This is a genomic window from Mesorhizobium sp. M8A.F.Ca.ET.202.01.1.1, assembly GCF_004791595.1.
In the GTDB taxonomy this organism is placed as follows: Bacteria; Pseudomonadota; Alphaproteobacteria; order Rhizobiales; family Rhizobiaceae; genus Mesorhizobium.
The window spans coordinates 165,956-188,092 of sequence record NZ_SRUN01000010.1; the positions used below are offsets into that span (position 1 = coordinate 165,956).

The 22,137-nt window shown below is 62.7% G+C and carries 31 protein-coding genes; 11 read left to right on the forward strand and 20 right to left on the reverse strand.

The features are described from left to right. The first annotated feature begins 38 nt into the window (after positions 1-38). The 3 genes from EN845_RS21745 to dusA all read left to right on the forward strand — a co-directional run bounded on the left by EN845_RS21745 (position 39) and on the right by dusA (position 1,808). Positions 39-341, forward strand: a complete 303-nt coding sequence (locus EN845_RS21745) for a DUF982 domain-containing protein (RefSeq protein ID WP_127872469.1) — start codon at positions 39-41, stop codon at positions 339-341. 224 nt (positions 342-565) lie between these two features. Beyond that, positions 566-784, forward strand: a complete 219-nt coding sequence (locus EN845_RS21750; protein WP_127872468.1) for a hypothetical protein — start codon at positions 566-568, stop codon at positions 782-784. Between the two features lie 37 nt (positions 785-821). After that, positions 822-1,808, forward strand: coding sequence for a tRNA dihydrouridine(20/20a) synthase DusA (dusA, locus tag EN845_RS21755; RefSeq protein WP_127872467.1), 987 nt, complete (start codon positions 822-824; stop codon positions 1,806-1,808). A 2-nt stretch (positions 1,809-1,810) separates the two neighbouring features. On the opposite strand, the gene EN845_RS21760 is transcribed toward dusA, so the two are convergent. Both EN845_RS21760 and EN845_RS21765 read right to left on the reverse strand, forming a co-directional pair. Then, on the reverse strand, positions 1,811-2,515 hold the full coding sequence (locus EN845_RS21760; protein ID WP_127277771.1) for a TIGR02281 family clan AA aspartic protease: 705 nt from the start codon (positions 2,513-2,515) through the stop codon (positions 1,811-1,813). Between the two features lie 10 nt (positions 2,516-2,525). Beyond that, positions 2,526-2,756: a DUF1289 domain-containing protein gene (locus EN845_RS21765; protein WP_127872466.1), complete on the reverse strand. Its 231-nt coding sequence runs from the start codon at positions 2,754-2,756 to the stop codon at positions 2,526-2,528. A 198-nt stretch (positions 2,757-2,954) separates the two neighbouring features. Here EN845_RS21765 and EN845_RS21770 point away from each other — a divergent pair, with 198 nt between their 5' ends. Continuing rightward, positions 2,955-3,953, forward strand: coding sequence for a nicotinate-nucleotide--dimethylbenzimidazole phosphoribosyltransferase (locus EN845_RS21770; protein ID WP_127872465.1), 999 nt, complete (start codon positions 2,955-2,957; stop codon positions 3,951-3,953). Positions 3,954-3,973: 20 nt separating this feature from the next. Here the strand turns inward: EN845_RS21770 and EN845_RS21775 are convergent, their stop codons facing one another. Next, positions 3,974-4,510, reverse strand: coding sequence for a GNAT family N-acetyltransferase (locus EN845_RS21775; RefSeq protein WP_127872464.1), 537 nt, complete (start codon positions 4,508-4,510; stop codon positions 3,974-3,976). A gap of 52 nt (positions 4,511-4,562) precedes the next feature. Then, positions 4,563-6,083 (reverse strand): ATP-binding protein, encoded by a 1,521-nt coding sequence (locus tag EN845_RS21780; protein ID WP_127872463.1) that lies wholly within the window; start codon positions 6,081-6,083, stop codon positions 4,563-4,565. 76 nt (positions 6,084-6,159) lie between these two features. Between EN845_RS21780 and EN845_RS21785 the strand changes: the two genes are divergently transcribed. From EN845_RS21785 to EN845_RS21800, 4 genes are all read left to right on the forward strand, one after another. Next, a complete protein-coding gene (locus tag EN845_RS21785) occupies positions 6,160-6,783 on the forward strand; it encodes a thermonuclease family protein (protein ID WP_127277775.1) in 624 nt (207 codons plus the stop codon). Positions 6,784-6,815: 32 nt separating this feature from the next. Beyond that, positions 6,816-7,427, forward strand: a complete 612-nt coding sequence (locus EN845_RS21790) for a glutathione S-transferase (RefSeq protein ID WP_127872462.1) — start codon at positions 6,816-6,818, stop codon at positions 7,425-7,427. After that, positions 7,367-8,041, forward strand: coding sequence for a uracil-DNA glycosylase family protein (locus EN845_RS21795; protein ID WP_127277777.1), 675 nt, complete (start codon positions 7,367-7,369; stop codon positions 8,039-8,041). The genes EN845_RS21790 and EN845_RS21795 overlap by 61 nt, the downstream gene beginning before the upstream one ends. A 108-nt stretch (positions 8,042-8,149) precedes the next feature. Then, positions 8,150-8,641 (forward strand): Lrp/AsnC family transcriptional regulator, encoded by a 492-nt coding sequence (locus EN845_RS21800; protein ID WP_006205209.1) that lies wholly within the window; start codon positions 8,150-8,152, stop codon positions 8,639-8,641. Positions 8,642-8,650: 9 nt separating this feature from the next. Here the strand turns inward: EN845_RS21800 and EN845_RS21805 are convergent, their stop codons facing one another. The 13 genes from EN845_RS21805 to moaA form a co-directional block, all read right to left on the reverse strand. Then, complete coding sequence (locus EN845_RS21805) at positions 8,651-9,214, reverse strand: DUF3299 domain-containing protein (RefSeq protein WP_127872461.1); 564 nt, start codon at positions 9,212-9,214, stop codon at positions 8,651-8,653. A gap of 46 nt (positions 9,215-9,260) precedes the next feature. Next, entirely contained in the window at positions 9,261-9,836 is a 576-nt protein-coding gene (locus EN845_RS21810; protein ID WP_127872460.1) for a GNAT family N-acetyltransferase, read from the reverse strand. After that, a complete protein-coding gene (locus EN845_RS21815) occupies positions 9,796-10,500 on the reverse strand; it encodes a DNA alkylation repair protein (protein WP_127872459.1) in 705 nt (234 codons plus the stop codon). The genes EN845_RS21810 and EN845_RS21815 overlap by 41 nt, the downstream gene beginning before the upstream one ends. A 6-nt stretch (positions 10,501-10,506) precedes the next feature. After that, positions 10,507-11,376, reverse strand: coding sequence for an NAD(P)-dependent oxidoreductase (locus EN845_RS21820; protein ID WP_127872458.1), 870 nt, complete (start codon positions 11,374-11,376; stop codon positions 10,507-10,509). 124 nt (positions 11,377-11,500) lie between these two features. Beyond that, positions 11,501-12,325 carry an ABC transporter permease gene (locus tag EN845_RS21825; protein WP_127872457.1) on the reverse strand — a complete coding sequence of 275 codons (825 nt, stop codon included), beginning with the start codon at positions 12,323-12,325 and terminating at the stop codon, positions 11,501-11,503. Next, positions 12,322-13,038, reverse strand: a complete 717-nt coding sequence (locus EN845_RS21830; RefSeq protein ID WP_127872456.1) for an ABC transporter permease — start codon at positions 13,036-13,038, stop codon at positions 12,322-12,324. The genes EN845_RS21825 and EN845_RS21830 overlap by 4 nt, the downstream gene beginning before the upstream one ends. A 75-nt stretch (positions 13,039-13,113) precedes the next feature. Beyond that, positions 13,114-13,899 (reverse strand): ABC transporter substrate-binding protein, encoded by a 786-nt coding sequence (locus EN845_RS21835; protein WP_127872455.1) that lies wholly within the window; start codon positions 13,897-13,899, stop codon positions 13,114-13,116. Between the two features lie 158 nt (positions 13,900-14,057). Continuing rightward, positions 14,058-14,567, reverse strand: a complete 510-nt coding sequence (mobB, locus tag EN845_RS21840) for a molybdopterin-guanine dinucleotide biosynthesis protein B (protein ID WP_127872454.1) — start codon at positions 14,565-14,567, stop codon at positions 14,058-14,060. Further along, positions 14,564-15,196 (reverse strand): molybdenum cofactor guanylyltransferase MobA, encoded by a 633-nt coding sequence (gene mobA / locus EN845_RS21845; RefSeq protein ID WP_127872453.1) that lies wholly within the window; start codon positions 15,194-15,196, stop codon positions 14,564-14,566. The genes mobB and mobA overlap by 4 nt, the downstream gene beginning before the upstream one ends. Positions 15,197-15,250: 54 nt before the next feature. Next, on the reverse strand, positions 15,251-16,171 hold the full coding sequence (locus EN845_RS21850; RefSeq protein WP_127872452.1) for a DMT family transporter: 921 nt from the start codon (positions 16,169-16,171) through the stop codon (positions 15,251-15,253). Between the two features lie 179 nt (positions 16,172-16,350). Further along, the gene (locus tag EN845_RS21855) at positions 16,351-16,710 is read right to left on the reverse strand and encodes a hypothetical protein (protein WP_127279947.1); all 360 of its coding nucleotides are present in this window, start codon (positions 16,708-16,710) and stop codon (positions 16,351-16,353) included. Between the two features lie 137 nt (positions 16,711-16,847). After that, on the reverse strand, positions 16,848-17,300 hold the full coding sequence (locus EN845_RS21860; protein ID WP_245511780.1) for a hypothetical protein: 453 nt from the start codon (positions 17,298-17,300) through the stop codon (positions 16,848-16,850). Between the two features lie 76 nt (positions 17,301-17,376). After that, positions 17,377-18,372 carry a GTP 3',8-cyclase MoaA gene (gene moaA / locus EN845_RS21865; protein WP_127279945.1) on the reverse strand — a complete coding sequence of 332 codons (996 nt, stop codon included), beginning with the start codon at positions 18,370-18,372 and terminating at the stop codon, positions 17,377-17,379. 192 nt (positions 18,373-18,564) lie between these two features. Between moaA and EN845_RS21870 the strand changes: the two genes are divergently transcribed. Both EN845_RS21870 and EN845_RS21875 read left to right on the forward strand, forming a co-directional pair. Then, a complete protein-coding gene (locus tag EN845_RS21870) occupies positions 18,565-18,918 on the forward strand; it encodes a DUF971 domain-containing protein (protein WP_127872450.1) in 354 nt (117 codons plus the stop codon). Between the two features lie 63 nt (positions 18,919-18,981). Next, a complete protein-coding gene (locus tag EN845_RS21875; protein ID WP_127872449.1) occupies positions 18,982-19,593 on the forward strand; it encodes a pyridoxamine 5'-phosphate oxidase family protein in 612 nt (203 codons plus the stop codon). A 24-nt stretch (positions 19,594-19,617) separates the two neighbouring features. Here EN845_RS21875 and EN845_RS21880 read toward each other — a convergent pair whose 3' ends face one another. Then, the gene (locus EN845_RS21880; RefSeq protein ID WP_127279942.1) at positions 19,618-20,070 is read right to left on the reverse strand and encodes a MarR family transcriptional regulator; all 453 of its coding nucleotides are present in this window, start codon (positions 20,068-20,070) and stop codon (positions 19,618-19,620) included. Between the two features lie 47 nt (positions 20,071-20,117). Between EN845_RS21880 and EN845_RS21885 the strand changes: the two genes are divergently transcribed. Next, a complete protein-coding gene (locus tag EN845_RS21885; RefSeq protein ID WP_127872448.1) occupies positions 20,118-21,029 on the forward strand; it encodes an alpha/beta fold hydrolase in 912 nt (303 codons plus the stop codon). 7 nt (positions 21,030-21,036) lie between these two features. Here the strand turns inward: EN845_RS21885 and EN845_RS21890 are convergent, their stop codons facing one another. Both EN845_RS21890 and EN845_RS21895 read right to left on the reverse strand, forming a co-directional pair. Next, complete coding sequence (locus tag EN845_RS21890; RefSeq protein WP_127872447.1) at positions 21,037-21,435, reverse strand: rhodanese-like domain-containing protein; 399 nt, start codon at positions 21,433-21,435, stop codon at positions 21,037-21,039. Between the two features lie 63 nt (positions 21,436-21,498). Beyond that, positions 21,499-22,113, reverse strand: coding sequence for a TetR/AcrR family transcriptional regulator (locus EN845_RS21895; RefSeq protein ID WP_127872446.1), 615 nt, complete (start codon positions 22,111-22,113; stop codon positions 21,499-21,501). Between the last annotated feature and the right edge of the window lie 24 nt (positions 22,114-22,137).

Genomic DNA, 22,137 nt, shown 5'->3' on the forward strand with positions numbered 1-22,137 from the left:
GGTTCGATCGAGCGCATCTCGATCGACGGGAGGAAACAATGGACTACCTGCATTTCTTTTCGCCCGTGCGGATATCGCGCGGGCAGGGGCATCCTGTAGAAGAAGTGGATAGTGTCGCCGAGGCGATGGTTTTCTTGCGCAAATGGCCGACGGGACGACGTGGGCCAGTGTATCAGTGCGCGTTGAATTGCTGCTCGGCCGCCCTGTCGGGCCAGATGACGGCAGAGGAAGCAAGGAAGGCCTTCACCGGCTTTGCCCGAATTACGCGGCTTCTCGACGACGACATGGCATTGCCGATGGGCGGCGACAGCATGGCGAGCGTACACGCGCTACGGCGCTAGCAGCCCCCAACCCCTTTGTTGCTGGTCCGCGCCCGCTGCGGGGAGCGGCAGTGGTGGTGCTTGCACCTACCCAGGTCATCAGTCGCCAATCAACACAGTCGCCAGGGTCCATCTGCTTGCCGAGGGGCGACGCCAACCGTGGTGGAAAACGGCGTGCCGGAAGCGTTTTGCGCTGTAAGGCAGCAAATAGGCCATGATGATGACCCCTCCCGAGATACGCACGCATGAACGTGCGTATCCTCCCTTTATTAGCAATTCCTAAAACACTACTCCAATTTGTGGATAATTCAATATGCCTATTGCATTGTGAAATAGATTATGACTCTAAACCGATTCAACCCAACGGCAAAACAGCTGCCAATCAAGATCTGCTCGCCGCCAAACGCTTGAAAAGCAAGGACTATGCTGTAGAGCTAGGCTATGCCGTGATTCGCCGCTTTTGATACATCCGCTTGCCCAGGGGAAACGAATAAAATCAGCATGTTGAACAGGCTCGCCATAGCACCAATGATGGACTGGACTGACCGGCATTGCCGGTTCTTCCATCGCCAGTTGACGAGCCGTGCGCTGCTTTACACCGAAATGGTGGTGGCCGACGCCGTCATCCACGGTGCACGCGAGCGGCTGCTCGGCTTCGACGAGGTGGAACATCCCGTCGCCCTGCAACTTGGCGGCTCGGATCCTGCAAAACTTGCAGAGGCGGCGCGCATTGGCGAGGCCTTCGGCTATGACGAGATCAATCTCAATGTCGGCTGCCCGTCCGACCGCGTCCAGTCCGGCACGTTCGGCGCCTGCCTGATGAAAGTACCCGACCTTGTCGCCGATTGCGTCGCCGCGATGAAAACGGCGGTGGCGGTGCCGGTCACGGTCAAATGCCGCATCGGCGTCGACGAACAGGATCCCGGGCCGGCGCTCGATGCGCTTGCGAATGGGGTTTTCGATGCCGGCGCCGATGCCTTGTGGGTGCATGCACGCAAGGCGTGGCTGGAAGGGTTGAGCCCCAAGGAAAACCGCGACATCCCGCCGCTCGACTATGACAGAGTGTATCGGCTGAAGGCCGGAAAACCGAGCAAATTCATCGGCATCAATGGCGGTATTCAGTCCCTTGACGAGGTGCGGGTGCATCTCGGTCATGTCGATGGCGCCATGCTTGGCCGCGCCGCCTACCACACACCGGGCATTCTGGCTGGTGTAGACGCCGCCTTCTACGGCGCGCGGCCGGAGGCGTTCGATTTCGCCGCGCTGATCGATGCGATGGCGGACTACGCGGCACGCCACATCGAACAGGGCGGGCGGCTTGGCCATGTCACGCGCCACATGGTCGGGCTGTTTCACGGGCTGCCCGGCGCGCGCCGCTACCGCCAGATCCTGTCTACCGACGCTACGCGGCCCGGGGCCGGGCCGGACGTGCTGAAGACGGCTTTCGCGGCGGTCGAATTCGGTGGAGGGGCCGCCGAAGCGGCCTGATCTCAGTCCCTGAGGATCATGCGGTCGCCACGCACGTCGAAACCCGACAGCGAGCCGATGAAGTTCATGCCAAGCAGACTTTGGCTCAGCATGCCGGGAGCGGCGACCATCACCGGCATATCCTTGCGCACGATGCCGCCGATTGCCAGCTCGCCGGTCTTGACCGCCGCGGCGCGCGCCATGCCGTTGGCGGTCGAAACCGGTATGGTGTAGTTGAGCGCCGCCGGATTGAAGCCGGCGGCCTGAGCGTCCTCCGAAGTCAATACGGTGCTGGTCGCGCCGGTGTCGACAACGGCCCGCACCGGATTGCCATTGACCAGGATGCGCGCCTCGAAGTGACCGTTGTCGGCCTTGTCCAGGGTCACCGTCGCGTGACCGTCTTCGACGCCGAGCGCCAGCGGGCTGCCGGGAACGAGGCCCGCGGTCACGCGGCTGGCGACGTCCTGCAGCTCGTAACGATATTGGTAGCCGGCGATCAGCGCGAGCACGATAGCCGCCCATGCACCGAGGTTGCGGGCCATCACTCCCAGCGGAGCTGACCGCAGCAAGCCCGCGCCGATAAGGGCGCCGAAAGCCCCAAGCCAGATCAGCCGGCCAAAATCGTAATTCTCGACGCCGAGCGTGCTGCCGGCGGAATCGTTGAGCATGAGCAGGGCTGCCCCCACGCCGATCACCGCCATCACAATCCAGAACAGCCGGCTGCTCATCCGTCCCTCGCTAGAGTGCGTCGCGTTCGCGCGCCATGCGGACGCGGCGCGTTTCGCGGCGGGGCCGGCGCTCGACGGTTTCCAGCCGGGCCGGCAGTTCGGCCATCACATTGCGGCGCGTTTCGGGCGTCATCCCCATCCAGGCGCCGATCTCCTCGCGCGTGCGGCCGCAACCGAAGCAGAAGCCGGTTTTCATATCGATCGAGCAGACCAGGATGCAGGGAGATTCGATGGCCGTCATGACTTTCTCTGGAGGAACTCCATTCGGAAATCCGCTCTTCCATCTCCACATGGTGCAACGGCAAAGCCAATGCAAGCCCTCGCGATAGCGCCTTCCGTGGCCGCCTTTGCGGCAAGTCAGGAAGGACGATCGGGGAGGTTGTGCCGATCACGCAACGCGGCTATGCCGCTCCTCCACTCCAGGAACGATTGTCACGACATGACCAGTGCACTGCCTTTCGACGATTTCCGCAATCTGCTCGACAATTTGCCGGCGGCCGACCTCAAAGCCGAAGCGCGCGTGCGCACGCTGTTTGCCAAGGCGGACAAGCCTCGGAATTCGCTTGGCCGCGTCGAGGACATCGCCGCATGGCTCGCCGCATGGAGTGGCCGGGCTCCGCCTGCGGTGACAAGGCCCTTGATGGCTGTCTTTGCCGGTAACCATGGCGTGGCCCGACATGGTATTTCGCCGCGTCCGGTTGCGGCCACCGCCAACGCGGTCGAGCTTTGCGCGGCCGGCGGTGCCGCGATCAACCAGATCTGCATTGCCTATGATCTGGGGTTGAAGGTGTTCGATCTTGCCCTGCACATCCCGACCGGCGACATCACAGAGGATGCGGCGCTTGACGAGCGCGGATGCGCGGCCACCATGGCCTTCGGCATGGAAGCGATTGCCGGCGGCACCGACCTGCTTTGCCTCGGCGATCTCGGCGTCGGCAATTCCACCGTCGCCGCCGCCCTGTTCGCCGCGCTGTTCGGCGGCAGGGGCGCCGACTGGGTCGGCCCGGGATCCGGCGCCGACGCGGCGATGCAGGTGCGCAAGGCAGAGGTGGTCGATGCGGCGTTGGCCTTTCACGGCCACCATCTCGAAGATCCGCTGGAGGCCCTGCGCCGGGTTGGCGGCCGCGAGTTCGCGGCGATAGCTGGCGCAATCCTCGCCGCGCGGATGCAGCAGATACCGGTACTGCTCGATGGCTTCGCGGCAACGGCAGCCGCGGCTGTGCTGCATGCAGCAAACCCCGCAGCGCTTGATCATTGTCTTCTCGCCAGCCTGTCGCCGGAGCCCGCGCATGCAAGGGCCGCAGAGCACCTCGGGCTGCGTCCGCTGCTCGATCTCGGCATCGGTCATGGCGAAGGTGCGGGAGCGGCCCTGGCGGCCGGGCTCGTCAAGGCAGCGGCACTGACCAGTTCAGGCATGGCGGCGGCTGTTCGGGGCTAGAGCGTTCGCGCCTGGACGTCTCAACGTCTGAGATTGGGGATACGGTAGACGACCGAGATATATTTCGAATTCGAGCGTGTCTCGACTATCGAACAGCCAAGGCCTTCCGCGATCCTTCTGCTCGCGACGTTCTCTTCTGCGACAGGATACTCGAAGCAATCCGGATTGAATTCCTCAGACGCCCATGCCGCAACGGCGGCAACGGCGGCAACGGCCTCACGGCCGATGCCGTTTCCATGTACATCCTCCCTTATCCAAATTCCGATCTCGGGACAGGCAGTCTTGGCCGCGTGAAGGCCGACAAGCCCAAGGCAGCGACCGTCCGCCAACGAACGCGCGACGAAATGCAAATCCGATCCGTCAAGGATCGGGGCAAGCCAGGATCGCCATACCTCGGCAAAGGCCGCTGGTGATCGAGGTGGTTCCCACTGCATGAAACGAGTGATCGCGGGAGTGATGGCGGCAAAGACTTCCGCGGCATCGTCGGACGTGAACAGCTTCAGACGAAGTCGCTCCGATTTGATTTCGACGCCACTGGCATCCCAATCTGCCGTCATTGCGGTCTGCGTGCCTTCTTCCAGTCCTTGTCGACGCAGGTCTGCAGGGGTACTACCGCCGCCGCGCGGCCACCGCCGCGGTCGGCAGCGCCGGCAGTTCCTCCATCACCCGGCTTAGCGGGAAGATGGCGATCGCTTCTGTGCCCTCGCGCAGCTTGGAGTGAAGCTCGAACTCGCCGCCATGCATGGCGAGCAGCCCTTGCACGATCGGCAGGCCAAGCCCGGTGCCTTGCTCGGCGCTCTTGATGGCGATCGAACCCTGGCCGAAGGCTGAAAGCACGACCGGAATCTCGTCCTCGGGAATGCCGGGGCCGTTGTCCTTGATCGAAATGTATTGGCCGCCGCCCGCCGTCCAGCCGACCCGCACGCGGATCTCGCCGCCGGTGGCGGTGAATTTGATGGCGTTGGACAGAAGGTTGAGCGCGATCTGGCGCACGGCGCGCTCGTCGGCGAACAGGCGCGGCAATGTCTGTTCGAAATCCTGGACGACGCGGATGTCCTTGTTGCGCGCCTTCAGCTCCATCATGTGGCAGCAATCCTCGACGATGTTGAGCAACATCACCGGCTCCTCGTTGAGCTGGTAGCGGCCGGCCTCGATGCGCGACAGGTCGAGGATCTCGTTGATCAGGTCAAGCAGGTGCTGGCCTGAATCATGCACGTCATGGGCGTAGTCGCGATAGGTGGGATTGCTCATCGGGCCCAGCACCTCGTTCGCCATCACCTCGGAAAAACCGAGAATGGCGTTGAGCGGCGTGCGCAATTCATGGCTCATCGAAGCGAGGAAACGCGATTTTGCAAGGTTGGCGTCCTCGGCCCGCCGCCGCGCTTCGTCCGACATCGATTTCGCCGTCTCCACCTCGGCGATCAGCGCGTCCTTTTCGGAGCGGAACGACAAGAGCAGCAGGGAGAAGCGATTGAGGTGACTGGCGATATAGGTGAAGAAAGGCAGCGACAGGACAAGCAGCCCGGCCATGATCGCCTCGACCGGCATCCACGATTTGGCCGCGGCATAGGCGTAGAGCGCCACCGGAACCGCGAAGGTCGCCAGCAGCGCTCCGCTCAGGGATGAGGCCATCAGTGCGGTCCCTGCCATGGCAAACAACAGCACCACCGCCTTGATCACCTGGAACTGGTCGACCTCGCAGGCGCCGCAGCCCAGCCAGACGAACCAGGCCCAGCCCAGACCGCAAAGGAAATGGCCGACCAGCAATTCCCTTCGCGTTTGCAATGAGTTGAGCTCGGAAGCTTCCGTACGCTCGATGCGCCGCGCCATGAAGACGACTGTCGTATAGCAGGTGAGCGTAAACAACGCCCAGAGCCCGATCTCATTGCCGATGCCGGCCAGACGGCCGGCCGCGGCGATCGCCAGGACGAGCAACGGGATGACCACGGCGCCGCTTGTCATGGCTCGGGCGTGCAGCTTCAGCAGTTCACGGTCGAAATCGGGATTGCCGGCCTGCTGCGAAAGACGGTCGCGCGTCTTGCGCACCGCGCGCGCGACATCGCTGTTGCGATGCCGTTTCCTGCGGTCCACTATGAACTTGTCCGCTGTGTTCGAGCGTTGCAAGGGCATCAAGAGCTTCAATTTATGCGCGCAGCGATTTCAAGGTGTTAAGCTACGTTCGAATGATTAACCAACCGTTTGCCATATGAGCCGTTCCTGGTCGCCAAGGTCGCGCCCGCGGTACGCGGCGCCGCGCCCGACAAGCCCGTGGCGCAAGCTGCTGGACTACGGGCTGGCCGTCATCATTCTGGGGCTGCTGATCCTGCTTGCGGCGCGTCTCGATCGAGTGGAGACGCGCAAGACGCAGGGTGGCGCCATCATCAATGACGGCGACTCGATCACGCTCGGCACCGAGCGCATCCGCATGCGCGGCATCGACGCCCCGGAATACACCCAGACCTGCCGCAAGAACGGCGCCGATTATGCCTGTGGCACGCTGGCGCGCCAATCACTGGTGCGCCTGATCGGCGGCAGGCCGGTCACCTGCAGCGGCTGGCAGCGCGATCGCTATGGCCGGTTGCTCGGCGACTGCAAGGCAGGCGCCACCGACCTCAACCGTGCCCAGGTCGAAGCGGGCTGGGCCGTCGCCTATGGCGACTTCGAAGGCGTGGAAGCGACCGCCCGCGCGGCAAAAGTCGGTATCTGGGCGGGCACGTTCGACCAGCCGCAGGACTGGCGCGACAGCCACCACGGCGATGTCGTGGAGCGAAAACATGGCACGCTGGCGTCGATCGGCGACGCGGCGCGCGAGATATTTCGCTTCTGGTGAAGCGCGTCAGCGGAAAGAAAAGGAGGATCGAAATGAAGCTGTTCGACGGCGGTCGTGCGCCCAACCCACGCCGGGTTCGCGTTTTCCTCGCCGAAAAAGGGATCACGGTTCCGTTGGTGCTCGTCGACATGGGCGCTCTGGAACACAAGCAGCAGTCGGTCAGCTCGCGCAATCCGCTGCGGCGCCTGCCGGTTCTGGAGCTCGATGACGGCACCATCCTCACCGAATCCGTCGCAATCTGCCGCTATTTCGAGGAGCTTTATCCCGAGCCGGCATTGTTCGGGAGCGGCGCGCTTGGCAAGGCACAGGTCGAGATGTGGCAGAGGCGGATGGAGTTCAACCTGCTCAGCAGCGTCGCGCAGGCTTTCCGCCACATCCATCCGGCCATGAAGGAATGGGAAATCCCGCAGATTCCCGAATGGGGCGAGGCCAACAAGCCGAAGGCGGTGGAGTTTCTCCGGCTGCTGGACGCTGAACTCGGCAACCGTGAATTCGCCGCCGGCGACAGCTATTCGATCGCTGACATCACCGGCCTGATCGCGATCGATTTCATGAAGCCGGCACGCATCAAGGTGCCGGAGGAATGCACCAATGTGCTGCGTTGGCATCAGGCTGTCTCGAGCCGGCCGAGTGCCGCCGCTTGAGCGTCGAACTCGACAGGCTCGCCGCGACGGTCCGCGCTTGCCGCATCTGCGTCGACAATCCCGTCGGCAAACCGCTGCCGCATGAGCCGCGTCCGGTGCTGCGACCCTCGTCCAGCGCCCGCATCCTGATCGCCAGCCAGGCTCCGGGGACCAAGGTGCATCTCTCGGGCATGCCATTCACCGACGCTTCCGGCGACCGCCTGCGCAACTGGCTCGATGTGAGCAGCGACGAATTCTACGACATCGAGAAATTCGCCATCGTGCCGATGGGCTTCTGCTTTCCCGGACAAGACTCCAAGGGCGGCGATCTGCCGCCGAGGCGTGAGTGCGCTCCGGCCTGGCGCTCGCCCTTGATGGCGCTGATGCCGCGGATCGATCTGGTGCTGACGATCGGCATCTATGCGCAGACCTGGCACATGGGCGCGGCGCGCCGCCCCTCGCTGACGGAAACGGTGATGAACTGGCGCGCCATCTGGGAGAATTCTGTCGGCCCCAAAGTGCTGCCGCTGCCGCATCCGTCCTGGCGCAACACTGGCTGGTTGAAGCAGAATCCGTGGTTTGAAATGGATTTGCTGCCTTTCCTGCGGTCGGAAATCCGCTATCGCCTCGGCTAGGCATTAAGCAAGAAATCACTCGCTTTTGACGCGAGTGGCAGAATTTCTTTCTTGTGAATGGCCTAAACAAAAGGGAATATAGCGAAACCATTCCACCAGGAGCTTCCGATGGATCGCCTTGACCGAAAAATTCTCCGCCTCCTGCAGGAGGACGCGACGCTTGCGGTCGCCGACGTCGCCAAGAAGGTCGGCCTGTCGACCACACCGTGCTGGCGGCGCATCCAGAAGCTCGAGGAAGAGGGCGTCATCAAGCGGCGCGTCGCCATTCTCGACCACGAAAAGGTCAATGTGCGGGTCACGGTCTTCGTGTCGATCCGCACCAATTCGCACAGCCATGAATGGCTGCGCCGGTTTTCCGAGGTCATCCAGGAATTTCCCGAGGTGGTCGAATTCTATCGCATGAGCGGCGACGTCGATTATCTCTTGCGCGTCGTGGTGCCCGACATCGCCGCCTACGACGCCTTCTACAAACGGCTGATCGCCAAGATCGAGATCCGGGACGTGTCGTCGTCCTTCGCCATGGAGCAGATCAAGTACACGACCGAAATCCCGCTCGACTACATGGTGCTGGACAAGGAGTCGGGCGCGAACGCGGCCTGATCGCGCCGTTCAATTCTTCTTCTTGTTGAGGAAACTCCAAGGCGAGTTCACCGGCAATATGACGGAGTCCGGAACCGTGTCGACGCCAACGACATCGGCTTTGCGCACGGTATAGCCGGACTGGATGACGCTGACGCCGTCGAGAATGAACAACTGGCTTTTCTCCATGTCCGGCTTCAGGTCACCGGTCACGGCGACGGGCTGGTAGGCTTGCGACATCTTGTAGGGACGGGCAGGCGTGACCAGCACGATCTGGTTGGGAGGAGGCGTCGGCATGTGGCTGCACGCGCCGGTCCAAGGCACCAGCAGGAACTGATAAACGAGATCGCCGTCGCGATCGACCGGCAATGCATAGCCGGCTAATTGTATCGTTTTGTCCTGCAGGGCGACCGACAGCGTCTCGCCGTGATCCGGCAGTTTCGCCGCGATCATCGGCAGGCCGGCGTCTTCGGCGACCGCCTGGGTGACCGGGCGCAAATCCTTCCAGAGGATGTGCGTGGTCTCGGCCGAGGCGCCGGCGGTGGGGCGGGCAAGCGCGGCCGCAAGCGCTATGATCGACTTGAAATGGTTCATGGCCGCATCCCTTTGCGGGCAAGTAAAGACACTGCTGTCGGTGGCGTCAATGCTCGAGCCGCATCACATGCCGGCGAGAACCGGCCATGCCGGTCTCGTGGAAACCGCGGCTGGCAAACATGTCGTGAAAGCCCATGAAACGGTAGCTCGGCGAGGCCTCGTCTACCGGATAGGCTTCTATGATGCGCGCACCATTGGCGAAGGCATGGTCAATGGCAGCATCGAGCAATGCCGTAGCAAGGCCACCGCCGCGCAAGGCCCTTGGCACATAGAAGCAAACGATCGACCACACACCTGTCTCGCCGTCGTCCTGCTGCTTCGATAGCTTACGATAGGTCTCTCTCGGCGCGACCGAGCACCAGGCTACGGCCTTGCCGCCGATATGGGCGAGGATGCCGACCGGCGTGCCAGCATCGATGAGCGCCATCATCTGGCGTTTCTTCTCGTCGGTCTGGGCGGGCTCGGGGCTGTGGCGCCAAGCCATGCACCAGCAATATTTTGGCGCACCCGGCTGCTCGAATAACGTTTCGAAGCTGGCGCGTGTTGCCCGTGTCACCTCGGTGAAAAGGATATCGGCGCCGTCAAACTTTCTTGGCGGCGAGGCGTTCAAGCGTTTTGGCATCCGACAGTTCCTTGGCGGCGTCCTTGCCGATCCAGCGGGCGGTCTTGTCCAGGGAGGTCGCAAGTTTCCGAGCCAGGGCAAGGGCGGGGGCATGCAGGCCCATCGATCGCTTGCCGATCTGCCGCAGCGCCCAATTGACCGCTTTGCGGACGAAGTTTCGCTCATCGCCGGCATAGGATTCGATCAATGGCAGGTAAGGCAGGAACGTCGCGTCCGATTCCTTCTTCAGATGCACGGCTGCCCATGCCAGCATGGCGAAGGCTGTACGGCGGACGAATTCGCGCTCGTCGGCGGCGAACTCTTCGACCAGCTGGCGCCAGAACGGGGTGTCCACGAACAGGTCGGAGACGGTGTCGACGATCTCCCATGAGTCGAAATCGCCGGCCCAGCGGCGGCACTCTTCGATGGCGATCTTTTTCGGCTCGCCGGTGAAGGCCGCCATCAGCCGCGCCTCGCGAATGCCTGTGTCCCATAGCGCGAGGGACCGTTCATGGTTGCGCTTCACCTTGCGCGCCAAGGGCCGCAAGTCCGCATTGCCGATGCCGAGCGCGGTCGCGTTGTTGATGCCGAACCGCGCCATGCCGGCGCGGTTTTCCTCGGTTCCGATCGAACGCAGATGAGCGACGATATCCTGCGCGGTCCAGCCTGGAGCGGGCAGGGACATCGTCGCCTACTTCTCCAGCCGCGCCAGCAGCGAGGACGTGTCCCAGCGCTTGCCGCCCATCGCCTGCACATCCTTGTAGAACTGGTCGACAAGCGCTGTCACCGGCAGCCTGGCGCCGTTGCGGTCGGCCTCCGCCAGGCAGATGCCGAGGTCCTTGCGCATCCAGTCGACGGCGAAACCGAAATCATATTTGCCGGCATTCATGGTCTTGTGCCGGTTTTCCATCTGCCAGGAGCCGGCCGCACCCTTGGAAATCACCTCGATCACCTTTTCGATGTCGAGCCCGGCCTTCTTGCCGAAATGGATGCCTTCCGACAGGCCCTGCACCAGTCCGGCGATGCAGATCTGATTGATCATCTTGGTGAGCTGGCCGGCACCCGCCGACCCCATCAGCCCGACCATGCGGGCAAAGGCGTCGATGACCGGCCTGGCCCTGTCGAACGCAGCCTCATCGCCGCCGACCATCACGGTCAGCACGCCATTCTCGGCGCCGGCCTGGCCACCGGAGACCGGCGCGTCGAGGAATGAGAACCCGCTCGCCTGCGCGGCTTCCGCCAGTTCGCGCGCGACTTCCGCCGAAGCCGTGGTGTTGTCGATAAAGACCGAGCCTTTCTTCATCGCCTTGAAGGCGCCTCCAGGCCCTGTGGTCACCGAACGCAAATCGTCGTCATTGCCGACGCAGGAAAAGACGAAATCCTTGCCCTCGGCGGCCTGCGCAGGCGTCGCGGCAAGGTTGCCGCCATGTTGAGCGACCCATTGTTCGGCTTTGGCTTGGGTGCGGTTGTAGACGGTGACGTCGTGGCCGCCCTTGTTCTTCAGATGTCCGGCCATGGGATAACCCATGACGCCCAGACCGAGAAATGCCACCGATGCCATGCCTTGTCCTTCCGGCGAAACAGAGATTTCAGTTGCGGAAGCTCTAGGCCATGCGACGAATTCGTCAAGGCGCGCGCCGCCGCATCGACTGGCACAGGCCGATCAGGAACGGTTCGGCGATGCGTCAGCGATGCAGATGGATGGTGATCCGGCGCTCGATCCATTCGATGCCATGGCGCAGGATCTCGACCATCACCAGATAGACGATGGCGACCCAGACATAGGCCTGGAAGTCGAAGGATTTGGCGTAGGCGAGCTTCGCATTGCCCATGAGGTCATAGACCGTGATGATGGCGACGATGGCCGAGGCCTTGATCATCAGAACCAGTTCATTGCCATAGGGCCGCAACGCCACGATGAAGGCCTGCGGCAGGACAACCTTGCGCAGCGTCTGCAGCTTGTGCAGGCCGAGCGAAGCAGCTCCTTCCCATTGGCCCCTGGGCACGCTTTCGATAGCGCCGCGCAGGATCTCGGCCTGGTAGGCCGCGGTGTTGAGCGCGAAGGCGAAGACGCCGCAGTTGAAGGCCTCGCGGAAGAACCACCACAGCCCGACGGATTCAAGCTGCAGCCGGAAAGAGCCCAAGCCATAGTAGACGAGGTAGACCTGGACCAGCAGTGGCGTGCCGCGGAAGAAATAGACGTAGCAGTAGGCAAGGCCGGACAGGAAACGGCTCTTCGACATGCGGCCATAGGTGACGGGCAACGAAAAGATCGCGCCAACCACCATCGAAATCGCCACGAGCGACAGCGTCGTCCACAGGCCCTGCAGATAGGCTGGCGCGTATCTGGCAAAGAACTCACCATTCCAAGCGTAGATGAGATAGGCGAGGATACCGAGGCCGAAGAGAATCCACAGGCCGACGAGCGCGTACCCGACGATACGGGTGCGCGGCCAGCCGCGTGCCCGCGGCGGCGGCCGGTCGACGGAGATGGCTTGGCTGACGCTCATCGTGCCTCCCTCCGCCCCAGCGAGCGCAAGATGAACCCGGTCGCGATCGATGACAGGATCGCCAGAGCGAGGAAAACCAGCGCGGCCACGCTGTAGAACAGGAAGGCGTGTTTCGTGACACGCGCTGCCACGCCGGCGTTGCGCAAGGTTTCGGCGAGGTTGACGACCGAGACCAGTGCGGTGTCCTTGAGCAGGCTGAGCCAGCAATTCTCGAGGCCGGGAAAGGCGATGCGGAGCAGCTGAGGGAGGATCACCTTGCGCATGGTCAGCCATGTCGACAGGCCGATCGCGTAGCCGCCTTCATACTGGCCCTTGGGAATGGCGCGAAAGGCGGAAAGAAACACCTCGCTGGCATAGGAGGAAAAGATCAGCGACAGCACGATCATGCCGGCGATGAAGCTGTCGACGTCGATCGTCGCCTCGGGCTTGAAGAGGCGGATGACGTATTGCAGCAGGATAGGCATGCCGAAGAAGAACAGGAACAGCGTCACCAGTTCCGGCAGGCCGCGAAACACGGTGGTGTAGATGTTGGCGGCCACCCGCAGCGACGGTTCCTCGGATTGCTTGGCCCAGGCTACGAAAAAGCCGATCGTCAGGCCGATCGGCAGCGTGGCAAGGGCAAGCGCGATGGTGACCAACGCGCCATAGGCAATATCGTCACTCCAGCCCTCGGGTCCCCAACTCAGCAGTGTCCATATGCTTTGGGCTGGCATTGACTGGTCTTACCCCACGGCGCACCCGAGATGAACAAGGCGGCAGGGGACCCCTGCCGCCTTGGCAACAGACTATCAGGACTCGGCGCCGTAGACGTCGAACTTGAAGTACTTGTCGTTGATTTCCTTATATTTTCCGTTGGCGCGGATGGCGTCTATGGCGGAATTCAGCTTGTTGACCAAGTCGGTATCGCCCTTGCGAACGGCGATGCCGGCGCCAGGTCCGAAGATTTCGACCGGTTGCGGCGAGGGCTGGCCGAGGATCTTGCAGCAGGCGCCGTCTGGCGAATCAAGCCACTGCTGCAGCACGACGATATCGTCCTCGATGGCGTCGAGACGGCCATTGGCAAGATCTGCCTGCTCCTCGGGGCTGCTCGGATAGCCCTTGACGGTGCTGTCGGTGTAGGTCTTCGAGGCATAGTTGAAATGCGTCGTCGTGGTGGCCACACCGATGTTCTTGCCGGCGAGGTCTTCCTTGGTCACGCCCTTCAGAGGCGAATCCTTCGGCACGGCGATTGCGGACGGCGTATTGTAGTATTTGTGCGAGAAGTCGACCTTCTCCTTCCTCTCCGGCGTGATCGACATCGAGGCGACGATGGCGTCGAACTTGCCGGCCTGAAGTGCGGGAATGATGCCGTCCCAATCCTGGGCCACGAAGGTGCACTTGACCTTCATCTCATCGCAAAGCGCCTTGGCGATGTCGATGTCGAAGCCGACAAGCTGGCCATCGGCGGTGAGGTTGTTGAATGGGGGGTAGGCGCCCTCGGTGCCGATCCTCAGGGTCTTTTCCTGGGCCTGGGCTACGCCGAGCGTCAGCAGCGCAGCCGATGCGGCGAGCGCGATACGCAGTGCAATACGCATGATAGTCCTCTCTTTATGGTCCCGGCCGTCGTTCCGAAACGGCTCTGTGGGGCGGTGCTTTTGACCGCCCGCTGGGCCGATACTCCCACTCTTTCCAAGAAAAAAGCAACTGCAAAACCGCCAAAATCGGCAATGGGCTTCTGCCGTTACGTTACTTCTCAAGCAACGAGGTCGGTCGTTCGCTCGATGAAGTCGGCTATGGATTTCGTGTCGTCGAGGTCGAACACCGGCAAGCTCTGGCCGGTGATGGCGAAATCCGCGGCGATGGCGACAATATTGGGATCACCCGCCGCAAGCGGCGTCCGCTCCTTTGCTTCCAGTCGCCTCGTTTCGATCTTGCGGTGGGGTTCGCGCTTGTAGCCTTCCACCAGCACGATGTCGCATGGGGCGAGCCGCGAGAGGATGGCGTCCAGCGGCGGCTCATCCTCGCCGCGCAACTCGTGCATCAACGCCCAACGATTGCCTGACACGATCGCAACCTCGGTGGCGCCGGCCTGGCGATGGCGGAAGCTGTCCGCGCCTGGCTTGTCGATGTCGAAATCATGGTGGGCGTGTTTGACCGTCGATACCTTCCAGCCGCGCAGCACGAGCTCGGCGACCAACTTCTCGGTCAGTGTGGTCTTGCCGGAGTTTTTCCAGCCGGTGATGCCGAAGACGCGTCTGTTCATGACGTCATGCTCTGCAACAGGCGCGCGGCCTGGGCAAGATCGTCCGGCACATTGATGTTGAAGAAAGGATCGATGGATTGTCCGGCGGATTGCAGGATCGGGAATTCGACCTCGACATGGCCGTGCCGTTCGATGAAGGCCGAAACCCGCTTGTTGTGCTCATCGACCAGGAAATGCCGCAAGGCGTCGCGGCATCCGACCGGCCATAGCGCGAAGGTCGGGTGCTGCCTGCCTGCCGAGAAAGCGACCGCGATCGAACCGGGACGTTCGCCGGCCGCCGCCTCCAGACGATCGACGAGATCCAGCGGCAGGAATGGCGTGTCGCCGGCAGCGGTGACGATCGCCGTGCAAGGCGTGCGGGCAGCGGCCCATTCGAGGCCGGTGAGGATTCCGGCGAGCGGCCCGGCGAAGCCCTCGACGGTATCGGCGAGCACCGGTAGCCCGAAACGGGCGAACCGCGCCGGGTCGCCATTGGCGTTAAGCGCCAGGGTCTCGAACTGCGGGCCAAGCCGCGACAGGATCTGGTCAAGCACACAGCCGTCGCCAAGCGGCAAAAGGCTTTTATCGCCACCGCCGATCCGTCTCGATTGGCCACCGGCCAGAATGATCCCTGCGACATCCCGATTCATTCTGCGCAGCCTGTACGCCAGCCGCGTGAAATCGCAAGCGACTTCACGGCGCGGCTAGATTCCGTCCGGCGCCATGGCCGGCCCGGTGCTTTCGGCGACGATCCTTCGCCGGCCGACGACGCGCTCGCGATAAAGCGCATAGAGACCCGAGCCGACGACTATTGCCGCACCGGCGATCATCGGCATGTCCGGCACGTCACCGAAGATGATCAAGCCAAGCAGGATCGACCAGAGGAGCGCGGTGTAGCGGAACGGCGCGATGAAGGAGATCTCGCCCGAGCGCATCGCCATGATGATGAACTGATAGCCGATGAGCACGAGCACCGCGGCCAGCGCGAGCAGCGCCGTGCTTTTGCCGGTCATCGGGGTCCAGCCACCCATCGGCGTCAACAGGAAGGCGCCGACGACTGTCATGGCAAGCGCGGTGGCGGTCGAGACCAGCATCGTCGGGATGGCCTGGGGGATGCGTTTGGTGGCGAGGTCCCGCACCGTGCAGCACGCGACGGATGCCAGCGCCACCAGCGAGTAAACGCTGAAGCCCTCGAAACCCGGCCGCACGATGATCATGACCCCGGCAAAACCGATAGCGATCGCCAGCCAGCGCCGCCAGCCGACCGCTTCGCCGAAAAACAGCGCCGCGCCCATCGTCACCGCCAGGGGCAGCGCTTGCAGGACGGCCGAAACACTGCCAATCGGCAAATGCGCGAGCGCAACCAGGAAGGACACGGTAGCGCCCGCTTCACTCAGCACACGGATCGCCACCAGTGGCTGCAGCATCAGGCGAGGCTGGAAAAGCGCGCCACGTTGCCAGGCCAGCAGGCCGACGAAGAGCGAGGCGAACGCCCCTCTGATCAGCATGACTTGCGCCATGTTCATCGACTGTGAAGAGTATTTGGTAATGGCGTCGTTGAGCGTGAAGCCAACCATCGCCACCACCATGAACAACGCGCCGCGAAGATTTGGGGAAAGGGGCAAGACACCTACCGATTGCCTGAGCAAGCAAGCCTGTAACAGCCCGCCACGAAACAGCAATGGCAAAGGGCTGGGCCAGCACCGGATACACATCGTCGCCGGCGTGAAATCATCCCGGATCAGGCACGAATTCGGTCGGAAGGCGGCGTCGTCTCCCGACACTTGTACAGCCGAGGCGACGTCTATTTCTTCGGCGTCAGCACCTCGGTGCCGTTGCCGTCCTTGCCGGCGATGGTCCACAGGCCATGCAGCGACCCGTCATCCTCGACCTTGTAGACGACGAGGCCGATATCCTTGCCCATGACGTAGCCGGCGGAGAATGCATTGTCGTTGCGCATGCAGATGCCATCCGAAGACGAGCCGCCCGTCTCCCAATGGATCGCGCAGGTGGTCCCGCTGGTCAGTGTGATGGTGGCTTCGCCATCATAGGCCGAACCGTCGAAATTGGTGCCGGCGACGGTGTAAGTGCCGCCGATCGACTGGGCAGCCGCGGGCAGGGCGGCCAGGCCGAGCAGGGCGAAGGAAAGAAGAAGTTCGCGCATGATGTAATCCCCCGAGAAAGCGAAGAACCGCTACGGAACGGAGGCTAGGCGGGAAACCGTCACCAGTAAATCAGACCGATATTTGCGGACAAAGATTTGTTTGCGGTGTGGCTAAAATGCTGATGGCCGCCTACGGCTCATGGCCCCTTGAGGCTGCCGGCGATGACGCCGACCAACAGGTCATATTTCGATTTCACCGCCGGCGGATAATCGATCCAGACCGTGCGGATGACGCCATCCCTGCCAAACAGCCGCCGCTCATAAAAGATCTTTCCATCCTTCACGCCCGACAGCACCGCCCAGTCCTTGCCCGCTTTGCTGTAGGTGACTTCGTACCCTGGTTCATTGCTCGCCTTTTCGCCGGCAATGAACCCCTTCGGCGTGTCGTCATCGACATTGAATATGCCGGAGCAGGTCAGGCTGGCGCCGTCCGCGCTCAGCCACATCTGGCCGTCGCCATTTTCAGGCTCGGGCTGGCGATCGGTGAAGATATCGCCGGGAAAGGTGCAGACGGTGCCGAAGCGCTCGTTCACATAGGTGGATTGCGCGGCAATAGCGGTGGTCGCCGAGACCACGGCTAGCGATGCCACGATTGAATAGAGCCACCGCATGTCTGACCCGAAGCCGATGATTGCGGGGCAATTCTTGCACAGACAGACGAGAAGGTCAGCCGCCCGTGACACTCATATGGCGTGACACCGAAGGGCGGCTGGTGCGGCGGTCGATGATGAAGTCATGACCTTTCGGCTTGCGGCCGATGGCTTCGTCTATGGCGTCAGCGACAAGTTCGTTGCCTTCGGACGCGCGCAACGGCGCGCGCAGATCGGCCGCATCCTCCTGGCCAAGGCACATATAGAGCGTGCCCGTGCAGGTCAGCCTGACCCGGTTGCAGCTTTCGCAGAAATTATGCGTCATCGGCGTGATGAAGCCGAGTTTTCCGCCGGTCTCGGCGACATGGACATAACGGGCCGGGCCACCGGTCTTGAAGGGGATATCGGTCAGCGTGAACTGGCGCTCAAGCGAAGCGCGCAGCAGCGACAGCGGCAGATACTGGTCGGTGCGGTCGGCGTCGATCTCGCCCATCGGCATGGTCTCGATGACGGTCAGGTCCATGCCGCGGCCATGCGCCCAGCGCATCATCTCGGGCAGTTCGACGTCGTTGAAATCCTTCAACGCCACCGCATTGAGCTTGACTTTCAATCCGGCCGCCTGAGCCGCGTCGATGCCGGCCATGACCTTGCCGAGATTGCCCCAGCGCGTGATGGCGTGGAATTTGTCGGCATCGAGCGTGTCGAGCGAAACGTTGATGCGCTTGACACCACGATCGGCGAGTTCGGCGGCGAAGCGCGAAAGCTGCGAGCCGTTGGTGGTCAGCGTCAGCTCTTCCAGCGCGCCGCTTTCGAGGTGCCGCGAAAGCTGGCGCACCAAGTGCATGATGTTCTTGCGCACCAGCGGCTCACCCCCGGTGAGGCGCAACCGCTTGACACCCTTTTCGATGAACACGGTGCAGAGCCGGTCGAGTTCTTCCAGCGACAACAGGTCCTTCTTGGGCAGGAAGGCCATATCCTCGGCCATGCAATAGGTGCAGCGGAAATCGCAGCGGTCGGTGACCGACACTCTGAGATAGCTGATCGTGCGACCGAAGGGGTCGATCATGTTCATGTTCGAGCGTTTCCGTGGCCGTTAACGGCGTCGTTATATACAGCTATGTGATACGATCCAGCCCGCCATTCAAGATAGCTTGCCTTGATCTTTGGTAACATTCCCCGACCGACATTGCGTGTCGGACGCCGTTGACGCCTTTGCGTACGGAGCGAAGCAGCGTAGGGAAGGGGAATTCAAGCAGGATCGACCATGACGGCGCCGAAAGAACTGAGGGTCTCGAAGGACCGCAAGCTGCTCACCGTGACGTTTCCGGGCCACCAGCCGTTCGAGCTGCCGGCGGAGTTGCTGCGCGTGGCGTCGCCTTCCGCGGAAGTGCAGGGTCATTCGCCGGAACAAAGGGTGACGGTTCCCGGCAAACGCAATGTGGCCATCCTGAACATCGAACCGGTCGGCAATTACGCCGTGCGCATCACCTTCGATGATTTCCATGACACCGGCATCTTCACCTGGAATTACCTGCACACGCTCGGCCACGAGAAGGACGCACGCTGGAGCGTCTATCTCGCGGAACTCGCCGAGAAGGGCCTGAGCCGCGATCGTTAGCCGCCATTGCGTCGTCAAAACGTCACGTGTCGGGAGTAGGGGCGGCGGATCGGGAGACGGAAGATGTCGGTCATCACCACAATCGAACAACTCGAAGCCCTTTACGGACTGCCCGGCGAAGCCTCCGTGGTCAAGGAACTCGACCATGTCATTCCCGAATACGCCGCCTTTATCGAAGCGTCCCCCTTCGTCGCTCTCGCGACCAGCGGCCCAGAGGGGCTGGACTGTTCGCCGCGCGGCGATCTCGCGGGCTTCGTGCGTATCGTCGATGCGAAAACGCTGATGATGCCGGACCGGCGCGGCAACAACCGTGCCGATTCGTTGAAGAACATCATCCGCGACCCGCGCGTCGGCCTGCTGTTCCTGGTGCCGGGCTCCGGCACGACGCTGCGCGTCAATGGCCGGGCGCATATCACCACGGATGCGGCGTCGTGTGCGTCGTTCATGGTCGACGGCAAGCCGGCGCGTTCGGTCACGGTGATCGATGTCGATTCGGTCTATTTCCAGTGCGCCCGGGCGATCGTGCGGTCGGAACTGTGGAATCCGGAGAGGCATGTCGATCCGAAATCGCTGCCGACACCCGGAAAGATCCTGGAAATCACCAGCCGCAAGAATATCGACGGCGAAACCTACGACAGGGAATGGCCGGAGCGGGCTAAAAAATCGATGTGGTAGTGAGTTGAGGGGCGGAAAGGCCGATCACGCCTCGTTCAGCACGTCATAGATCTTGCGCATCTGCTCGCCGATCATGTCGCATTGTTCCGGCGTCGACTGGCTCATCGCCTTCTCGATCAGCGCCATATGCACTTTCAGCGCCTGCATCAGCAGCGCCTCGCCGCCTTCGGTCAGCGTAAGCCGCAAGATGCGCTTGTCCTTCTCATCGCCTTCCCGCCGCAGTAGGCCACGCGCCTCGAGCTGCGGCAACAGCATGGTGATGTTGGAGCGGCCGACGAGCAGCTTGCGGGCAAGGTCGTGCTGCGACATGCCGGGATGGCGATAGAGGTTCATCAGCACGTCGAGTTGCGCTGGCTTCAGGTCGAGCGGCGCGAGTTTCACCGCCAGCGTGCGCTCCAGCACATGGCACGCGCGCGCCACCGCGACCCAGTTGCGAAAACGCGGGTTGTCCCAGGGTAGCTCTTGTTTATTGTTCATCTTTGAACTATTATGTTCATGCTTGAACGTATGGATGGATTCTGACTATGGCATCATTCGGGCTGAAGGTCATCCGCGGTGTGTTTGGTGCGGCCGAACATGTCGCGCCGCGCATCACCGGACGCGCGGCTTTCGAATTGTTCTGCCGTACGCCAAGCATCAGGACATTGACTGACGGCGAGCGCCGCGCCATCGACCGCGCCGCGGAGTTCATGGCCGAGGCGCGGCATCACCGGCTGAAAACCGCGACCGGCTGCGTCATGGTTCATGAATTTCGTCCCGAGCCCGGCCGCGAGCCTGCCGGCAGCGTCCTTGTCATCCATGGCTGGCGCTCGCGCACCGAATATATGCGCGCCCTGATCGAAGGTTTTCGCGCTGCCGGCTATAGGGTCGTCTCGCTCGACCTTCCCGGTCACGGCCATTCGCAGGGCAGGCACCTGAACATGGTCAACGCCGTCGAAGCCGCCAGAGTGGCCGGCGAATGGTTCGGGCCGTTCGTGGCCGCCGTCGGCCATTCCTTCGGCGGCGCCGTCGCCACCAACGCCGTTGCCGGTTCCGTCAAGGATATCCCGCCGCTGGCGGCCGCACGCCTCGTGCTGATCGCGGCACCGAGCTCGCTGCCGGCAATCTTCGCCGACTTCAGCCGCATGCTTAATGTCGGTCCCCGCTCGCAGATCGCCATGGCCGACCGTGTTGAATATCTCTCTGGCCGGCCATTGCATGAATTCACCGGTGACCGCCAGCTCGCCCAGGCGCCCGTGCCGACGCTGGTCATTCATGCCCCCGATGACCGTGAAGTGCCGGCTGAACACGCACGACGCTATGCTGGCGCAGGCGACCATGTGCGGCTTCACTGGGCCGATGGGCTTGGCCATCGCCGCATTCTGGCCGACAAGGGCGTGGTCGAACGCGCCGTCGGCTTCGTGACCACGCAGCGCGGGGCGTCGCTGGCCCACTGAGCGGCATTCAGGCTTTCTTCTTTTCCCCGGACTCTACGGGCAATCCGGCTGCCTTCCAGGCCGTGTAGCCGCCGAGAATATGCTTGACCGGCGAAAGCCCCATGTCTTGCGCCGTTTTGGTGGCCAGCGCCGAACGCCAGCCGCCGGCACAGAAGAAGACGAAGCTTTTTCCGGAAGCGAAGAAGGGCTTGTGGTAGGGACTTTCGGGATCGATCCAGAACTCCAGCATGCCACGGGTGACATGCTTGGCTCCGGGTATTCTGCCGTCACGTTCGATCTCTCGAGGGTCGCGGAGATCGACGAAAATGGTGCTTTCGTCTTCAGGCAGTCCTGCCGCTTCCTCGGGCGAAACCACGTCGATCTCGGCGTTGGCCTCATCCAGCAGTTCGCGATACCCTTTTTTCACGTCGTCCCTCCCGGCCGCAGGTTTGCTGGCAAGTCGAATTTCGAGCACAACGAACGGTGTTTGTCACGCCTCGGCGGTGTCGGCCATGGTCTTCCAGGCGGCCATTGCCCCGGCCACCGTCGCCAGCAGGGCGGCACGGGAAGCACCGTCGCGCGCCTGGATCGACATGCCGTGCTGGACCGTTGCAAAAAAGGTCGCGGCGGCACGGCAATTGAAGTCGGCAGGCAGTTCACCCTCGGCCACGCCGCGCTCGAGACGCTTCTTCAGGGCGGTTAGATTCTCGGCGCGGCGGCGCCGCAAATCCGCGCAGATCGCGCCCCGGCTCGAATCTTCGTGCAGCGCACCCAGCGCGATCAGGCAGCCCTGCGGGCGATCGGTCTGCGAATAGGCCTTTGCGGTCCGACGCAGGAACCGCTCGATCGCAAGGCGCGCCGTTGGCGCCTCTTCGAGCGCGAGCCAGATATCGGCACCTTCCACGCGGGAATAGAGATCCGTCGCCTCGAGGAACAAGGCTTCCTTGCTGCCGTAGGCGGCATAGAGGCTCGGCGAATTGATGCCCATCGCCGCCGCGAGGTCGCTGATCGACGCGCCTTCATAGCCCTTGGTCCAGAACACATCCATCGCGCGCCGCAGGGCCGCGTTTCGATCGAAGGTGCGGGGACGGCCTCTTTCCGACATGACGTTCATTTCTGTGTTGATCGA

Bases quoted from the DNA above. Each gene is read 5' to 3' on its own strand.
- EN845_RS21870 (WP_127872450.1), top strand. From the start codon at position 18,565: ATGACGGCGCCGAAAGAACTGAGGGTCTCGAAGGACCGCAAGCTGCTC.
- EN845_RS21795 (WP_127277777.1), top strand. From the start codon at position 7,367: ATGCACCAATGTGCTGCGTTGGCATCAGGCTGTCTCGAGCCGGCCGAG.
- EN845_RS21855 (WP_127279947.1), bottom strand. From the start codon at position 16,710: ATGCGCGAACTTCTTCTTTCCTTCGCCCTGCTCGGCCTGGCCGCCCTG.
- EN845_RS21785 (WP_127277775.1), top strand. From the start codon at position 6,160: ATGAGCCGTTCCTGGTCGCCAAGGTCGCGCCCGCGGTACGCGGCGCCG.
- EN845_RS21880 (WP_127279942.1), bottom strand. From the start codon at position 20,070: ATGAACAATAAACAAGAGCTACCCTGGGACAACCCGCGTTTTCGCAAC.
- EN845_RS21760 (WP_127277771.1), bottom strand. From the start codon at position 2,515: ATGAGCAGCCGGCTGTTCTGGATTGTGATGGCGGTGATCGGCGTGGGG.
- EN845_RS21810 (WP_127872460.1), bottom strand. From the start codon at position 9,836: ATGCCAAAACGCTTGAACGCCTCGCCGCCAAGAAAGTTTGACGGCGCC.
- EN845_RS21875 (WP_127872449.1), top strand. From the start codon at position 18,982: ATGTCGGTCATCACCACAATCGAACAACTCGAAGCCCTTTACGGACTG.
- EN845_RS21800 (WP_006205209.1), top strand. From the start codon at position 8,150: ATGGATCGCCTTGACCGAAAAATTCTCCGCCTCCTGCAGGAGGACGCG.
- mobA (WP_127872453.1), bottom strand. From the start codon at position 15,196: ATGAATCGGGATGTCGCAGGGATCATTCTGGCCGGTGGCCAATCGAGA.
- EN845_RS21815 (WP_127872459.1), bottom strand. From the start codon at position 10,500: ATGTCCCTGCCCGCTCCAGGCTGGACCGCGCAGGATATCGTCGCTCAT.
- EN845_RS21885 (WP_127872448.1), top strand. From the start codon at position 20,118: ATGGCATCATTCGGGCTGAAGGTCATCCGCGGTGTGTTTGGTGCGGCC.
- EN845_RS21775 (WP_127872464.1), bottom strand. From the start codon at position 4,510: ATGACGGCAGATTGGGATGCCAGTGGCGTCGAAATCAAATCGGAGCGA.
- EN845_RS21805 (WP_127872461.1), bottom strand. From the start codon at position 9,214: ATGAACCATTTCAAGTCGATCATAGCGCTTGCGGCCGCGCTTGCCCGC.
- EN845_RS21780 (WP_127872463.1), bottom strand. From the start codon at position 6,083: ATGCCCTTGCAACGCTCGAACACAGCGGACAAGTTCATAGTGGACCGC.
- EN845_RS21790 (WP_127872462.1), top strand. From the start codon at position 6,816: ATGAAGCTGTTCGACGGCGGTCGTGCGCCCAACCCACGCCGGGTTCGC.
- EN845_RS21830 (WP_127872456.1), bottom strand. From the start codon at position 13,038: ATGCCAGCCCAAAGCATATGGACACTGCTGAGTTGGGGACCCGAGGGC.
- EN845_RS21825 (WP_127872457.1), bottom strand. From the start codon at position 12,325: ATGAGCGTCAGCCAAGCCATCTCCGTCGACCGGCCGCCGCCGCGGGCA.
- moaA (WP_127279945.1), bottom strand. From the start codon at position 18,372: ATGAACATGATCGACCCCTTCGGTCGCACGATCAGCTATCTCAGAGTG.
- mobB (WP_127872454.1), bottom strand. From the start codon at position 14,567: ATGAACAGACGCGTCTTCGGCATCACCGGCTGGAAAAACTCCGGCAAG.
- EN845_RS21835 (WP_127872455.1), bottom strand. From the start codon at position 13,899: ATGCGTATTGCACTGCGTATCGCGCTCGCCGCATCGGCTGCGCTGCTG.
- EN845_RS21895 (WP_127872446.1), bottom strand. From the start codon at position 22,113: ATGTCGGAAAGAGGCCGTCCCCGCACCTTCGATCGAAACGCGGCCCTG.
- EN845_RS21745 (WP_127872469.1), top strand. From the start codon at position 39: ATGGACTACCTGCATTTCTTTTCGCCCGTGCGGATATCGCGCGGGCAG.
- EN845_RS21765 (WP_127872466.1), bottom strand. From the start codon at position 2,756: ATGACGGCCATCGAATCTCCCTGCATCCTGGTCTGCTCGATCGATATG.
- EN845_RS21750 (WP_127872468.1), top strand. From the start codon at position 566: ATGAACGTGCGTATCCTCCCTTTATTAGCAATTCCTAAAACACTACTC.
- dusA (WP_127872467.1), top strand. From the start codon at position 822: ATGTTGAACAGGCTCGCCATAGCACCAATGATGGACTGGACTGACCGG.
- EN845_RS21770 (WP_127872465.1), top strand. From the start codon at position 2,955: ATGACCAGTGCACTGCCTTTCGACGATTTCCGCAATCTGCTCGACAAT.
- EN845_RS21820 (WP_127872458.1), bottom strand. From the start codon at position 11,376: ATGGCATCGGTGGCATTTCTCGGTCTGGGCGTCATGGGTTATCCCATG.